The sequence below is a fragment of the Archangium primigenium genome, from assembly GCF_016904885.1.
GTDB classification, from domain to species: domain Bacteria; phylum Myxococcota; class Myxococcia; order Myxococcales; family Myxococcaceae; genus Cystobacter; species Cystobacter primigenius.
Genome location: NZ_JADWYI010000001.1, coordinates 1461523 through 1477134, shown reverse-complemented (window position 1 = coordinate 1477134; position 15612 = coordinate 1461523). Strand labels below are relative to the sequence as shown.

9 protein-coding genes are annotated in these 15612 nt (G+C 69.7%); 7 read left to right on the top strand and 2 right to left on the bottom strand.

Annotated features, from left to right (window positions below; all coding sequences use genetic code 11):
• The first annotated feature begins 200 nt into the window (after positions 1–200).
• Genes I3V78_RS06410 through I3V78_RS06400 form a run of 3 tightly spaced genes read left to right on the top strand, consistent with a single transcriptional unit; the run spans position 201 to position 3849 of the window.
• A complete protein-coding gene (locus tag I3V78_RS06410; RefSeq protein ID WP_204485429.1) occupies positions 201–2501 on the top strand; it encodes a hypothetical protein in 2301 nt (766 codons plus the stop codon).
• Positions 2498–3061, top strand: coding sequence for a hypothetical protein (locus I3V78_RS06405; protein ID WP_204485428.1), 564 nt, complete (start codon positions 2498–2500; stop codon positions 3059–3061). Before I3V78_RS06410 ends, I3V78_RS06405 begins: the two co-directional genes overlap by 4 nt.
• Positions 3058–3849 carry a hypothetical protein gene (locus tag I3V78_RS06400; RefSeq protein ID WP_204485427.1) on the top strand — a complete coding sequence of 264 codons (792 nt, stop codon included), beginning with the start codon at positions 3058–3060 and terminating at the stop codon, positions 3847–3849. The genes I3V78_RS06405 and I3V78_RS06400 overlap by 4 nt, the downstream gene beginning before the upstream one ends.
• Positions 3850–3875: 26 nt before the next feature.
• Here I3V78_RS06400 and I3V78_RS06395 read toward each other — a convergent pair whose 3' ends face one another.
• Complete coding sequence (locus tag I3V78_RS06395; protein WP_204485426.1) at positions 3876–4589, bottom strand: MBL fold metallo-hydrolase; 714 nt, start codon at positions 4587–4589, stop codon at positions 3876–3878.
• Between the two features lie 128 nt (positions 4590–4717).
• On the bottom strand, positions 4718–5251 hold the full coding sequence (locus I3V78_RS06390) for an FHA domain-containing protein (RefSeq protein ID WP_204485425.1): 534 nt from the start codon (positions 5249–5251) through the stop codon (positions 4718–4720).
• Positions 5252–5351: 100 nt separating this feature from the next.
• Here I3V78_RS06390 and glpK point away from each other — a divergent pair, with 100 nt between their 5' ends.
• The 4 genes from glpK to I3V78_RS06370 all read left to right on the top strand — a co-directional run bounded on the left by glpK (position 5352) and on the right by I3V78_RS06370 (position 15608).
• Positions 5352–6836, top strand: a complete 1485-nt coding sequence (gene glpK, locus I3V78_RS06385) for a glycerol kinase GlpK (protein ID WP_204485424.1) — start codon at positions 5352–5354, stop codon at positions 6834–6836.
• A 30-nt stretch (positions 6837–6866) separates the two neighbouring features.
• Positions 6867–7178 carry a 4a-hydroxytetrahydrobiopterin dehydratase gene (locus tag I3V78_RS06380; protein WP_204485423.1) on the top strand — a complete coding sequence of 104 codons (312 nt, stop codon included), beginning with the start codon at positions 6867–6869 and terminating at the stop codon, positions 7176–7178.
• A gap of 1 nt (position 7179) precedes the next feature.
• Positions 7180–8415, top strand: a complete 1236-nt coding sequence (locus tag I3V78_RS06375; RefSeq protein ID WP_204485422.1) for a hypothetical protein — start codon at positions 7180–7182, stop codon at positions 8413–8415.
• 86 nt (positions 8416–8501) lie between these two features.
• On the top strand, positions 8502–15608 hold the full coding sequence (locus tag I3V78_RS06370; protein WP_204485421.1) for an amino acid adenylation domain-containing protein: 7107 nt from the start codon (positions 8502–8504) through the stop codon (positions 15606–15608).
• The last annotated feature ends 4 nt before the right edge of the window (positions 15609–15612 follow it).

Genomic DNA, 15612 nt, shown 5'->3' with positions numbered 1-15612 from the left:
GGAAGAGTGCCAGGAACACTCCACCTGCCTGGCACCCGCCCCAACCCCAACCCACCGCTCACGGCAGGTGTTCTGCTAGGCTGGTTTCGCAAGAAACCGCTGGCGGGGGAGAATCAATGCCTGAGCGCTGGAGTCTGCCTGGAGGTCACGTCTCCTATCTTGTCGTCCAAGGCAGCGACCCATCAGCACGGAGCAATCGTGTGGCCGTGCCGCTCTCGTCCGTCATGATGCGTCTGGACGAATGGAGCCAGTCGACCCATCCGAACATCCATCGCATCTACCGGTTCCTCGTCGGACAGAGCGCGACCTCCTCCCGAGCGGCGACTCCGGAACAGGTGAAGCACGCCTTCCGGCGCGCCTTTGAAACCGGCCGGTTGGTCGTCCTCGAGAACAAAATCCACTTGCCGGTCGTCGCCGTGGTGGGAACGAGCGTCCATGGCGTCCCCGTGGGTCTCCAGGGGCTGGAGCTTCGGGTATGGCTCGCCATGACGATGGGCCACCGGACACGGGCGCAAGCACTCGCACTCATCCAAAGCGGTCGAGTGTCGGAGTTGGCGGAGGCCAAAAACCCGGGGACGGGAACCGTGGACCTCACCCTCGCGCAAGAGACGTACAATCACCTCAAGGGTTTTTCGGGCGGAGACTCCACTCCAGGCACGAAGTCCGGCACTTCCTCGGGGACGTCCAGCGCGAAGCACGGAGGCGCCCCGACCTCCTCTTCGCCCTGGTCGACACTGACCCCAGTCACTCCAGAGCAGAGAAAGCGCGACGCCATTCTCCGGGAGCGGCTCAAGACCCGGCTCTACGGCCTCGAGCCTGTATACCGCAAATACAAGTTCTATCTGTCGTTGAAGGGCTCGCTCGCGTCGATCCCTTCCCGAGACGAGTTCGGCGTTCGCGATCCGAACCATGAGTTCATCCTGAAGCGCCTCACCGCCGCGCGGGATGAATTGCTCGTCCTGCTGCGAAGGTACGGCTTCGCCGCCATTGAGGATTTCGAGAGCACGATTCAAGCGTATGCCGCAGCCTTCCAGGAGGAGACGGTCGCCATCGCCATGGAGATGATGTTCAAGTACGACCAACTCCTTCACCTCGAGGACCAGAAGTACCAGGACAGCGCCCAGATCACCCAGTTGCACCGGGAGCTCGGAGCCACCGGCGCACGGAAGAACTACGAACACGCCAGAGAGAACAAGATCGTGGCGCAGAGCATTCAAACCGACCCGGAACTTCATCGGTACATGCCTGGCGACTGGGAGCGGAAGCAGGAAGCACGACAGAAGGAAGCGGAATACCGGGCCCTAGGAAACTCCGCCATCAACCAGGTCGCCAAGAACCATCCCTTGCTCGCCCAGAGTGACTTCGGCCGGGAAGAGCTGTCGGCGTCTTCTCCAGGCACGGTCCGGCACCTGATGCGGAGCTACATCCAGTCCCGTCGCAGCGACATCCGGACCGCATGGGCCGAACTCCTCCAACATCCCGAGTGCGTCTTCGCCCTGGACAAGCTCCTCCAGGTTTCACGGAGCGTCCAGGACATCCCGACCGGCAGCATCTACGACCTCATCCTCCTGGATCGCACCGCGGAGATCAGCGCCCGGCGGTTGGCTTCCAACCTGCTCCTCGCAGCGCTCGCGCTGGTGGTGGGGCTGTTCACGTTTGGCCAGGGCACTGTCGCCGTCGTCGCCGCGACGGTTAGCCTGGGGCTCAGCACCTACGCGGCGCTGGAGGAGTTCCGACAGTACGAGGTGGAGTCCGCCCAGTATGGCGCGCAACTCCTGTCGGACGATCCATCGCTCGGGTGGGTCATCGCCGCGATTCTCGGGTTGGGTCTTGACCTGGCTGCAACCGCCTCCGCCGTCAAGGGACTGGCCACGGCTGCCGGGAAGTTCAACCGAACGAGCAACCTCGCCGATTTCAAGACAAGCCTCCAAACACTGTCCCGGTTCGGCGATAAGGTCCGTGCGAACGTCCTCAAGGCCGCCGAAGCGGAGTTGCGCTACCGGGCCGCCGTCAAACGGCTCCTCGCGCCCCAGGGTCAGCTCCGGATCAGCCTCCTCGGTGCCGAACAGACGGGAGGACTCCTGGTCGTGATCTACCATCTGGCCCGGCGAGGCGTGCTGGCCTTCGAGCACTTCCTGCTCGAGCTGAAGGCGCTGAACATCCTCGCCGACCTGAGCAGACTGTCACCGGAGGAGCTGACACGCCTCAAGTCGTTGTTCGAACAAGACCAGAAGCTCCTGGAGGAGCTCGTCCAGCACGGCAAGGCGCTCGGCCTCACCGATGAGCAGGTGGACGGGTTCATCACGCAGCTCAGGCGCGAGGAGCGGCTCACGCTTCCCCAACTCAAGGAGAGGATTAAGCCCCGGGGCGACGATGCCCTCCCACCAGGGAGCCCCCCGCCAAGGCCGCCGCGGGCACGAACCAAGCGCTCAAGGGTTCACGCGTCTCCTGGAGGGCCGCGCTCGGAGAGGAGGCGGACACCATCATCCAGCAGATCATGAAGCGCAGCCATCAGACGACGGAGTCCCTGGGCGAACTCGCCTTGGAAGTCACCATGAAACGACTCGGAATCCAGTCCGATCCCCGCTTCATCTCCCGGTATCATGGACTCGACTCCATGGGGGTCGAGGCACTTCCACTTGGGGAGAGGATTGGCCTGGACAGTGAGCGCCAGCTCGTCGGCCTAGAGGCCAAGGCCACCACGATGGATTCCAAATCCCTCAATACGCACGTGGATGGCTCTCGACAACTTTCCTGGAAGGCCAACAAGAAGTTGGCGAAGAAGATGCTCGGCAAGAGGCACAAGGTGAATCAACCCTCGACGCGACAGGGTGGCGCCTATACCCAAGGGGAGATGGCGCTGTATGGAGCCATTGATGTGCTCGAGGGGAGGAAGCGCCTGATCTCCACACACCTCAATGTCACGACGGGACAGGTCTGGGTGATCGAGCGGAATGGCTTCGGCGACATCCAGAAGACGAGCGCCGCGGGCGCGCACGACTTTGTCCTCGACGATCTCCCCGCACTCACCCAACTCTTCAAGGAGCGGCACGGCCCATGAAATCCCTCGACGCCCACACGGTGGAGGCCTGGGTCGGGCTCGCCCGGGAGCGCATCGCGCTCCGTCAGCCACTCCTGGAGGCGGGAACGGCCTCCCAGGCGACCTGGGAGGGCTGGAGCGAATGGACGATGTTCCACGGACGGGCCTTGTCGCTCGCCAACGCGTCACCCGCCCAGGTCCGTGAGACCTTCCAGGACGCGGCCCGGGGGATCGAGCGACTCTTTCAGATGTCCTACGCGCCCACCTCCCCCTATTTCCTGGGGAACCAAGCGGATCCGACCACCGTCACGGACACGACCGCCATCGATGGCATGAACGCCGCATTGATCGCGGGGGAGTTCGAGCTGGCCCAGCGGCTGGCCCGCCTTGTCCCCGCCGAGCCCAGCGACCCATCAACGCCCCTGGAGCAGAAGTGCTACACCCGTGGACTTCAACACCTGATCCTGTCACGCACGGACCCGGCGAAACGCTGGCTGGAAAAGGGGCTGCAAAAGCACAAGGGCGGCGCTCCCAAGAAAGGGTATGCGCGCAACTACTACACCTTGATGCTCGCGCTCTCGGGAATCATGGAAGCCAATGACGCGACCCTCCAGGAGGGCCTGCGCCAACAGGCGGAGTTCCACCGGCTCCTCGCGCGAGGAGAGAACGCCGACACACCCGAGGAGCATTTCTGTGATCACCTGATCGCATTGAGCAACCTGGGGTTGCATCACGGACGGAAGGTGAGCCAGACCCTCCCATTCCTGCCCCGCGCGCTGTTGCTGAGCGATGTGCTTCAACCCCACTGAGGCACGTCGCGCGAGGCGGTGCGCCCTCAGATGAGGAACTGGGCTTCCTCGGGAGCGGGCGTCTCGAGGGCCTCGCCCGGCCGGGAGTTGTAGGCGAGCGCCTCCTCCAGGCGCGCGGGCTTGTCCGCGCGCGGCCGGCTCATCAGCTCCACGAAGGCGGCGCGGTCCATGCGCAGGCGCGGGTTGGTGACGCGCTCGTGGCCCATGGTGCTGAACGTGCGCCCACCGTAGTCATGCGCGGGGTACACGAGCATGTGCGAGGGCAGCGTGAGCAGGCGCTCCAGGCTGTCGTAGGCGGCCTCGGGGTCTCCCGAGGGCAGGTCCGTCCGGCCCGAGGCGCCGATGAGCAGCGTGTCCCCGGTGAGCACCCGGTCCTCCAGGAGCAGCACCAGGCCGTCGGCCGTGTGGCCGGGGCTCGCCCAGACCTTCACGTGGATGTCGCCCACGTTCATGTACTCGCCATCGCGCAGGGTGCGCTCCACCGCCGCCATGGGGGCGCCCACGTACAGGGTGCCCAGCATGCGCGCCAGCTCCCGCCCGCCCGACAGGTGGTCCGCGTGCGTGTGTGTGTCCACCGCGGCGAGCAGCTGCAACCGGTCCCTCCCCAGCCGCTGGAGGTAGGAGGGCACCAGCTCCAGCACCGGATCCACGATGATGGCCTCGCGCGTGCGCGCACAGGCGATGAGATAGGTGCGGCAGCTCGCGCCACCGTTGAGTTCCTCGAAGATCAATCCCTTCACGCCCGCCTCCCCGTCGCGTGCCTCGCGTGGCACGCGCCACAAGGTAGGCACGCCCCCGGGGGCGCAAGGTCCAGCCCCCCGCGGGGGCGCTCGGGACGCCGGGAAGTCGACGATCCGGGCGCCCGGGCTCAGCGCACCGACGTGGGCACGGCCGTGTTCAGGTGGGCGTGGAGTGTCTGGGTGCTGACATAGAGGAACTGGGCGTCGCCGAAGGCCAGCCCGTCCCCGTCCCACAACTGCTGCTCCTCTTCCCCCAGTTGCACCGTGTTGACGTAGGTGCCGTTCATGGAGCCCGAGTCGCGCACGTAGCAGGTGTTGTCCGCGGCGCTCCAGCGCAAGAGCGCGTGGAACTTGGACACGGACGGGTCATGCACCACGAGCGAGCTCGTCTCCAGGCGGCCCACGGCGAACACCTGGCCCTCCGAGGAGGGCTGGAGGAAGAGCACCTGCAAGTGCTCGAAGCCCTGGAGCATGGACACGAGCCGGTCGGCCAGCCGCGAGCGGTGGGCCATGAAGACGGTCCGCGAGCGGCCCATCTGCTGGGCCACCTTCTGGAACACGAGGGAGGGAGGCTGTTGGATGAGGGCCACGGGGCCGTACTCCGCCTGGAACGTCCCCACGTCCACCCGGGCCCGCGCCCGTAATTCCTTCACCGAGGGCATGGCCCGCCACCCTATGCGCCTCGTGCCATGCGTGCCAAGGGCCCCGGCTCGGCTATGGTGCGCCCGCGCACACCCACACCCCGACGAGGAGAGTCACCCCATGGCGAAGGCGAAGTACGTGCTGGCAGTAGACCAGGGAACCACCGGAACGCACGTCTCCATCCTGGACGACAAACTCCGCGTCGTGGGCGACGCCTACCGGGAGTTCACCCAGCACTTTCCCAAGCCTTCCTGGGTGGAGCACGACCTGGAGGAGATCTGGACCACGGTGGAGGCCTGCATCCGCACGGCGCTCAAACAGGCGGGGCTCGCGGGCAAGGACCTGGCGGCGGTGGGCATCACCAACCAGCGCGAGACGACAGGGCTGTGGATGCGCGAGGGGGGCAAGCCCCTGGCGAACGCCATCGTGTGGCAGGACCGGCGCACCTCCGGGCGCTGCGCCGAGCTGCGTGAAAAGGGCGAGGAGGCCCGGGTGCGCGAGACGACGGGCCTGGTGCTGGACCCCTACTTCTCCGGCACCAAGCTCGCCTGGCTCCTGGACAACGTGAAGGGGGCGCGCAAGCGCGCGGAGAAGGGCGAGGCGTGCTTTGGCACCGTGGACACCTGGCTCGTCTACAAGATGACCGGGGGCCAGTCGCACGTGACGGACGTCACCAACGCCAGCCGCACCCTGCTCATGGACGTGAAGACGCAGGCCTGGGACGGCGCCATGGGGGAGCTGCTCGACATCCCCGCCGCGTGCCTGCCGGAGATCCGCGCCTCGGTGGACACCTACGGCACCACGAAGGGCATGCGCTCGCTGCCGGATGGCCTTCCCATCACCGGCATGGCGGGCGACCAGCAGGCGGCGCTCTTCGGCCAGGCGTGCTTCGCGCCGGGCGAGGCCAAGTGCACCTATGGCACGGGCGCCTTCCTGCTGATGAACACGGGCAAGACGCCGGTGACGTCCAAGTCGGGGCTGCTCACCACGGTGGCGTGGAAGATTGGCGAGGAGACGACGTACGCGCTGGAGGGCTCGTCCTTCATCGCCGGCGCCGCGGTGCAGTGGCTGCGCGACGGGCTCAAGGTCATCAAGAAGTCCGGGGACGTGGAGCCCCTGGCGGCGAGCGTGAAGGAGAGCGGGGACGTGGTGTTCGTGCCGGCGCTGGCGGGCCTGGGCGCGCCGCACTGGCGGCCCGAGGCGCGCGGCCTGTTCGGCGGCATCGACCGCTCCACCACGGCGGCGCACCTGGCGCGCGCGGCGCTCGAGGGCGTGGCGATGCAGATCCACGACCTGGCGGAGACGATGCGGCGCGACAGCGGCCAGGAGATTCCGTCCTTCAAGGTGGACGGGGGCGCGTCGGCCAATGATCTGATGATGCAGTTCCAGGCGGACATGCTGGGCACCGAGGTGGTGCGCCCGCAGAACCTGCAGACCACGAGCCTGGGGGCGGCGTTCCTCGCGGGCCTGGGCGCGGGGGTGTGGACGAGCACGGACGCCATCAAGAAGGCGTGGAAGAAGGGCAAGGTCTTCAAGCCCAAGATGAAGGCGGACGCGCGCGAGCGGCACCTGACCAAGTGGCGGCGCGCGGTGGAGCGCGCGTAAGGCGCGAGCACAACCCCGAGCGGAGGCACCATGACACAAGACCTGAAGAAGCTCTCGGACGAGGAGCTCCAGCACTTCCTCGCGCGGCACCCCCAGTGGAAGCACGCGGACGGGATGCTGCGCCGCACATACGAGGCGCGCACGTTCCTGGGCGGCATCGAGTTCGTGCGCCGGCTGGGCCAGGCGGCCGAGACGGCCGACCACCACCCGGACATCGACATCCGCTGGCGCAAGGTGACGCTGGCGCTGGTGACGCACGACGCGGGCGGGCTGACCGGACGGGACACGGGCCTGGCCGCCGAGGCGGATCGGCTGTTCGCCCAGGTGGAAGCCGCGGGCTGACATGCGCGCGGGCCTGCTCGTGGCGGCGGTGCTGCTCGCGGGCGCGGGCGCCCGGGCACAGGACGAGGTGCCCGAGGCCACGCGTGCCGAGCGGCTCTACCTCAACTCGGGGCTGCTCATGGGCTCCTCCCGGGTGGTGGGGCTCGGGGGCGCCTACGTGGGCATCGCCGAGGGCGTGGTGGGCTTCGCGAGCAACCTGGCGGCGCTCGCCCACCGCTCGCCCCAGCTGGACAAGGACTGGGACGTGGGCGTCACGCTGTCCTGGTTGGACCTGCCGCTGGCCAAGGTGCAGGACAAGGACCTGGACAACGACGGCCAGCCGGACAACGCGCCCGAGACGCTGCAGCTCATCGGCTCGTTCACGCTGCAGTACCGCAACGTGGGCTTCGGCTTCTCGCTGCGCAACTACCGCATCGGCTACTGCAACACGCCCGCGTGCGACCCGAACGATCTCATCCGCGTGTCGCTGCTGCACGCCTCGCTCGCGGGGGCCATCGCGCTGGGGCGCGACGACTTCATCCTCGGCTTCGGCATCTACAGCGGGCAGGCCATCTTCAGCTACAAGCCCGAGGGCAACTGGTTCTACGGCAACACGGGCGTGGCGCTGGACGTGCTCTACCGTCCCTATGGTCGGCCCTACCGGCTGGGCCTGTCGGTGCGGCCGGAGCTCCTGGGTGACTGGCAGCGCGCGCTGGGCCAGCCGGCCACCATCGCGGGCCGGCGCATCTACGCCGCCGTGGTGTCGCCCTCCTCGGTGTCCCTGGGGGTGAGCTGGCGGCTGGGTCGGGGCGCGGAGCTGTACAACCGGCTGTCGCCCGCGACGCGTCGGCAGATGCTCGAGGGGGCGCACTTCGCCGAGGTGCCCACCGAGGACGACCCCCAGGCGATTCCGGGCCGGTGGCTCGTCAGCACGCAGGTGGACCTCATCTCCCCGGTGGAGAACGCGGTGTCGGTGCACTCCTTCACGTCGCTCTCGAGCCCGGAGTTCGTGGGCGCGCGCGCCATGCTCCAGCCGCGCCTGGGCGTGGAGCACGAGTCCTTCCCGCACCGGCTGCGCTCGCGCCTGGGGGCCTTCCTGGAGCCCTCGCCCTACCCGGACCGGCCCGTGCGCCCCCACCTCACCGGCGGCTTCGAGCTGTTCCTCTTCCGCTACCTCGACGACTGGGCCCTGACGGCCTCCTTCGACGTCGCGCGGCGCTACTCCAACTTCGGCGTCTCCGTGGGTTTCTGGCGGTAAGCCCGGGCCCCAAGGCCAGGGAGGCACTAGAGTCGGCGCGCTCCATGAGTCTTCTGCCTCCGCGTCAATCGCCTCCTGAAAGTGCCGTGACCTTTCCCCTCTCGACGCAGCAGCGCGAGATGTGGCTCGACCAGGCCCTGCACCCCGACTCGCCGCTCTACAACGCCGGGGGGCATCTCCATATCGAGGGGGCCTTGGAGGTGGAGCTCCTCGAGCGGGCGCTGGAACATGTGCTCCAGACGAACGAGGCGCTCCGGTTGGAGCTCGTCGAGGCCGAGCCCCTGGCCCGCCAGTATGTCGCCGCGCGGTGCGACCCCGCCCTGGCACGGCTGGACTTCTCGGGAGAAGACGGCGCGGAGCAGCGCGCGCTGGCGTGGATGGACGCACGCATGGCCGAGCCCATGCCCTTGTATTCGCGAAGCCTGTTCCGCTTCGCCCTCCTGAAGGTCGCGCCCGAGCGCCATTACCTGCTCGCGCGGTTCCACCACCTGATCGTGGACGGGTTTTCCATCGCCCTCGTCCTCCAGCGGTTGGCCCAGGCCTACAACACGCTGCGCGCGGGTCACGCCCTCGCCCCGGAATCCGAGCCCTCCTATCTGGACATCGTCGCCGCGCAGCGGGCCTACGAAAGCTCCGAGGACCATGCGCGCGACGCGGCCTACTGGCGCGAGTACTTCTCGTCGATCCCCGAGCCCCTCGCCCAACCCGTCTCCGGTGGAGCACTCGCCCAGGACGCCCAGCGGACCGTCGAGCTGCTGTTGAGCCGGGAGTTCATCACCCGCCTGGCGTCCTTCGCTCGGCGGCATGACGTCACCGCCGCGCATGTCCTCATGGGCGTGCTGTATGGCTATTTCACGAGGACGGGTCAACGTGACGACCTGGCGCTGGGACTGGCGACACGCAACCGGTTCGGTGAGCGGGCCTCGCGCACGGTGGGCATGTGCAGCAACACCATCGTGGCCTGGTACCGCTTCGGCACGCGGCTGTCCTTCTCCCAGTTGCTCCGCGCCATCCGGGAGGACAGCACACGAGGCGCCCCGCATCGGCGCTTTCCCCACAGCGAGATCAACCGGCAGGTGAAGGTGACCCAGACGGGTCGCTCGCAGCTGGCCGATGTCTTCGTGTCGTACGTGGGAGGCGCGAGCGACGTGCTCCTGGGGGAAGCCCGGGCCCGGTTCCACTACGTGGTGCAGCCGCATGAGAGCGCGGGCCTCACCGTCTACATGGAGGACATTCATGCCGAGGGCGCCGTACGGGTCGCCTTCGTCGCGGGCCCGTCCTTTCACGCGGAGGATCTCACGCGGCTGAGGCAGGGTTTCCAGTGCCTGCTGGAAGACGCGCTGGAACGTCCCGAGGTGCCCCTCCGGGAGCTGCGGCTCATGACGGACGCCGAGCGACAGAGGCTGTTGGGGGACTTCAACGCCAGCGCCATGCCCGTGCCCGAGCAGTGCGTGCACCAGCTCTTCGAGGCCCAGGTGGCCCGCACGCCCCACGCCCCCGCCCTGTGCTTCGAGGACGGCCCCCACTCCGTCACCCTCACCTACCGCGAGCTCGACTCCCGCGCCAACCAGCTCGCCCACGCCCTGCGCTCGCGCGGCGTCGGCCCCGAGCGTCTCGTCGCCGTGCTGCTCGAGCGCTCCGTCGAGCTCATCGTCTCCCTGCTCGCCATCCACAAGGCCGGCGGCGCCTACCTGCCCCTGCTGCCCTCCACCCCCCGGGCCCGCCTGGACTTCCTGCTCCAGGACGCCCAGCCCCACCTGCTGCTCACCCAGTCCTCCCTCTCCGCCCACTTCCAGCTGCCCCCCGCGCGCTGCCTGCTCCTGGACGCCGAGCGCTCCGCCCTCGCCCTCCTGCCCTCCCACGCCCCCGCCTGCGACGTCTCCCCGGACCACCTCGCCTACGTCATCTACACCTCGGGCTCCACCGGCCTGCCCAAGGGCGTGCTCGTCCCCCATCGCGGCCTGCACAACACCGCCCTCGCCCAGCTGCTCCACCTGGGCCTCCAGCCCTCCGACCGCGTCCTGCAGTTCGCCTCCATCTCCTTCGACGCCGCCACGGGCGACGTGTGGCTGGCCTTCGCCGCCGGGGCCACGCTCTGCCTGGGCTCGCGCGACGCCCTGGCCCCTGGCGAGCCCCTGCTCGACTTCCTCCAGCGCCAGCGCATCTCCGCGCTCGCGCTCACGCCCTCGTCCCTCGCCGCGCTCCCCGCACAGGCCCTGCCCGCCCTGCGCACGCTCATCGTCGGGGGCGAGGCGTGCCCGGCCGAGCTGGTGCGCCAGTGGGCTCCCGACCGCCGCTTCTTCAACATCTACGGCCCCACGGAAGTCACCATCAGCTCCACCCTGGCCCGCTGCGATCCCTCGCCGCAGCCGCCCGCCATCGGCCGACCCCTCGCCAACACCCGGGCCTACGTGCTCGACCGCCACCTGCGACCCGTCCCCCTGGGCGTCGCGGGCGAGCTGTACCTCGGAGGCGTGGGCGTCTCTCGCGGCTACCTCCACCGCCCCGACCTCACCGCCGAGCGTTTCATCCCCAATCCCTTCGAGGAGGGCCGCCTCTATCGCACCGGCGACCTCGCCCGCTGGCGCGGGGACGGCCAGCTCGACTACCTCGGCCGCGCCGATGACCAGGTGAAGCTGCGCGGCTTCCGCATCGAGCTGGGCGAGGTGGAGCAGGCCCTGCGCGAGCTGCCCGGCGTGCGCGAGGCCTGTGTCCTGCTGCGCTCCGACGCCCGGGGGGAGCCCGGCCTCGCCGCCTACCTCGTGGCCCACGCGGACCCGCCACCCCACGAGCTTCAGTCCTGGTTGCACGGCCTGCGTCAGGCCCTCGCCTCCCGTCTGCCCGACTACATGCTGCCCTCCTCCTGGGTCACCCTGGAGGCCCTTCCCCTGACGGCCCACGGCAAGGTGGACCGCTCGGCCCTGCCCGCCCCTTCCTTCCTCTCCCACGCCGACTTCGTCCCTCCCCGCACCGCCCTGGAGCACACCGTGTCCACCCTGTGGCAGCAGGTGTTGGACCTGCCTCAGGTGAGCGTGCACGACGACTTCTTCACCCTGGGCGGCCACTCCCTGCTGGCCACCCGGGTGGCGGCGCACATGGGCCAACAGTTGGGCCAGGAGGTGCCCCTGCGCCTGCTCTTCGAGACGCGCACCCTGGCCTCCTTCGCGGAGCGGCTCCAAGCCCTGGCGGGAGACACGGACGCCCTGGACGCCGGTTTGCAGACCATCGCCCGCGCCGAGCGCACCGGCCCGCTTCCCCTGTCCTTCGCCCAGCAGCGCCTGTGGTTCCTCGACCAGCTCGGCGCGGGTTCCGCCTACAACATGCCCCTGGCCCAGCGCCTGACGGGCGCGCTGGACGCCTCGGCCCTCCAGTCCGCCCTGGCGGAGCTGGTGCGTCGCCACGAGAGCCTGCGCACGATCATCCAGGAGCAGGACGGCGAGGCCTCCCAGCACCTCCTGCCCGCCTCGGGCTTCGCGCTCTCGCATGTGGACGTGCGCGACCTGCCGCTTGGGCAGCGTGAGGACGAGGTGCTGCGCCTCGCGCTCGAGGACAGCCAGCGGCCCTTCGACCTCACGCGGGATTACATGCTGCGCGCCTTGCTCGTGCGGGTGGACGAACACGCGCACGTGCTGCTGCTGTGCCTGCACCACATCGCCTCCGATGGCTGGTCCATGGGCGTGTTGCAGCGCGAGCTGGGGGCGCTCTACGCCGCGTTCCACCAGGGTCACGCCTCGCCGCTGCCCGAGCTACCCCTTCAGTACGCCGACTTCGCCGTCTGGCAGCGCGAGTGGCTGCGGGGCGAGCGGCTGGAGCGACAGGTGGACTACTGGAAGCGGCGGTTGGCCGGCGCCCCGCCCCTGCTGCAACTGCCCATCGACCGCCCCCGCCCCGGGGTCCTGACCTTCGAGGCCGGGGTGCTGCACTTCGAGGTCCCACCCGCGCTGGTGAGCGCCGTACGCGCCGTGGGCCAGCAGGCGGGGGCCACGCTCTTCATGACGCTGCTGACGGCCTTCCAGGTGTTGATGTCACGCTGGAGCGGCCAGCGGGACGTGGTGGTGGGCTCGCCCATCGCGGGCCGCACCCGCGCCGAGCTCGAGCCCCTCATCGGCTTCTTCGTCAATACCCTCGCCCTGCGCGCGGACCTGTCCGCCCACCCTTCCTTCCGCGAGCTGCTGGCCCAGGTGAAGCACACGACACAGGAGGCCTTCGCCCACCAGGAGCTGCCCTTCGAGCGCCTCGTGGAGGAGCTCGCCCCCGAGCGCCACCAGGACTTCACCCCCCTCGTCCAGGTGGTGCTCGCCCTGCAGAACGCGCCCCAGGCCCCCCTGCACCTGCCGGGGCTCGCGCACCAGCCGCTGCCACCACGGCGGTTGCAGGTGCGCACGGACCTGGAGGTGCACCTGTGGGAGCAAGCGGGGGGCCTGTCAGGTGCGTGGGTCTACAACAGCGCGCTGTTCGACGCCTCCACCCTCGAGCGCATGAAGGAGCACTTCCTCTCCCTGCTCGACGACGCGGCCCGGCGGCCCGACTGCCCCGTGGATCAGTTGTCCCTGCTCTCCGACGCCGAGCGACGGAAGATGCTGGTGGACTTCAACGCCAGCGCCGCGCCCGTGCCCGAGCAGTGCGTGCACCAGCTCTTCGAGGCCCAGGTGGCCCGCACGCCCCACGCCCCCGCCCTGTGCTTCGAGGACGGCCCCCACTCCGTCACCCTCACCTACCGCGAGCTCGACTCCCGCGCCAACCAGCTCGCCCACGCCCTGCGCTCGCGCGGCGTCGGCCCCGAGCGTCTCGTCGCCGTGCTGCTCGAGCGCTCCGTCGAGCTCATCGTCTCCCTGCTCGCCATCCACAAGGCCGGCGGCGCCTACCTGCCCCTGTTGCCCTCCACCCCCCAGGCCCGCCTGGACTTCCTGCTCCAGGACGCCCAGCCCCACCTGGTGCTCACCCAGGCCTCCCTCTCCGCCCACTTCCAGCTGCCCCCCGCGCGCTGCCTGCTCCTGGACGCCGAGCGCTCCGCCCTCGCCCTCCTGCCCTCCCACGCCCCCGCCTGCGACGTCTCCCCGGACCACCTCGCCTACGTCATCTACACCTCGGGCTCCACCGGCCTGCCCAAGGGCGTGCTCGTCCCCCACCGCGGCCTGCACAACACCGCCCTCGCCCAGCTGCTCCACCTGGGCCTCCAGCCCTCCGACCGCGTCCTGCAGTTCGCCTCCATCTCCTTCGACGCCGCCACGGGCGACGTGTGGCTGGCCTTCGCCGCGGGCGCCACGCTCTGCCTGGGCTCCCGCGATGCCCTGGCCCCTGGCGAGCCCCTGCTCGACTTCCTCCAGCGCCAGCGCATCTCCGCGCTCGTGCTCACGCCCTCGTCCCTCGCCGCGCTCCCCACGCATGACCTGCCCATGCTCCGCACGGTCATCGTCGCGGGCGAGGCGTGCCCGGCCGAGCTGGTGCGCCAGTGGGCTCCCGGTCGCCGCTTCTTCAACATCTACGGCCCCACCGAGGCCTCCATCGACGCGACCTTCGCGCGGTGTGAGCCGGACATGAACCCCGTGCCCATCGGCCGGCCCATCGCCAACGCCCAGGCCTACGTGCTCGACCGCCACCTGCGACCCGTCCCCCTGGGCGTCGCGGGCGAGCTGTACCTCGGAGGCGTGGGCGTCTCTCGCGGCTACCTCCACCGCCCCGACCTCACCGCCGAGCGTTTCATCCCCAATCCCTTCGAGGAGGGCCGCCTCTATCGCACCGGCGACCTCGCCCGCTGGCGCGGGGACGGCCAGCTCGACTACCTCGGCCGCACCGATGACCAGGTGAAGCTGCGCGGCTTCCGCATCGAGCTGGGCGAGGTGGAGCAGGCCCTGCGCGAGCTGCCCGGCGTGCGCGAGGCCTGTGTCCTGCTGCGCTCCGACGCCCGGGGGGAGCCCGGCCTCGCCGCCTACCTCGTGGCCCACACGGGCCCCGCTCCTCACGAGTCCCAGTCCTGGTTGCATAGCCTGCGTCAGGCGCTCGCCTCCCGCTTGCCCGACTACATGCTGCCCTCCTCCTGGGTCACCCTGGAGGCCCTTCCCCTGACGGCCCACGGCAAGGTGGACCGCGCGGCCCTGCCCGCCCCCTCCTTCCTCTCCCACGCCGACTTCGTCCCGCCCCGCACCGCCCTGGAGCACGCCGTGGCGCGGGTCTGGTGCGACGTGCTCGGCGTGTCCGAGGTGGGCGTGCACGACGACTTCTTTTCCCTGGGCGGCCACTCCCTGCTCGCGCTGCGGCTGCTGTCGCAGCTCAAGAAGGTGTTTGGCCAGCCCATCTCCCTCGGCGGCCTGTTCCAGAATCCCACCGTCGCGGCACTCGCCGTCCTCCTCGCGTCCTCCGAGGGGGCGGAGCCCTGGGCACCGCTCGTGCTCATGCAGCCGCGGGGCTCCCAGCCCCCCTTCTTCTGCGTTCCCGGTGTGGGGGGGGACGTGTTCTCCCTGTACGCGCTGGCCCGGCACCTGGGCCCCGAGCGACCCGTCTATGCCCTGCAGGCCGTGGGCCTCGACAGCCACACCCCGCCCGACACGAGCCTGCACGCCATGGCCGAGCGCTACGAGCGCGAACTGCTGCGCGTCCGGCCCCACGGGCCCTACCACCTCGGTGGACATTCGCTCGGCGGTTGGGTGGCCTTCCACCTCGCGCGACGACTGCGCGCCCGAGGCGAGAAGGTGAGCCTGTCGCTCTTCGACGCCATCGCCCACCGGCATGCCCGGGCGCGCGCGCCTCGCGACCAGGCCGAGGTGATGGACATGATGTTGGAGTTCCACGGCGCCGAGATGGACGGGGACGTGAGCGCCGAGCGCGCCCGACTGGCGCACCTCGACTCGGACGAGGAGCGGCTCCAGGTGCTGCGCGAGGGCATGGAGCGCTTGAAGGTGATTCCCCCGGGAATGGAGCTCGCGCTGCTGCGCGGCCGGGTGCGGGTCTTCCACGCGGGTCTGCGGATGGAGGACCTGCCGGAGGAGCCCCTGGACGCTCCGGTGCGGTTGTTCGCCGCGCACAGCGAGGAGATGACGCGCCAGGAGAAGGAAGCGGGTTGGTCACGGCTGTGCACGCGGCTCACGGTGGAGCAGGCCGCGGGGCAGCACACCACGCTCGTGAAGCCGCCCCATGCCGAGTCCCTGGCGCGTCAGCTCGCGCCCTGGCTGGACGCGCTGGACGCGGAGGTCTGAGCGC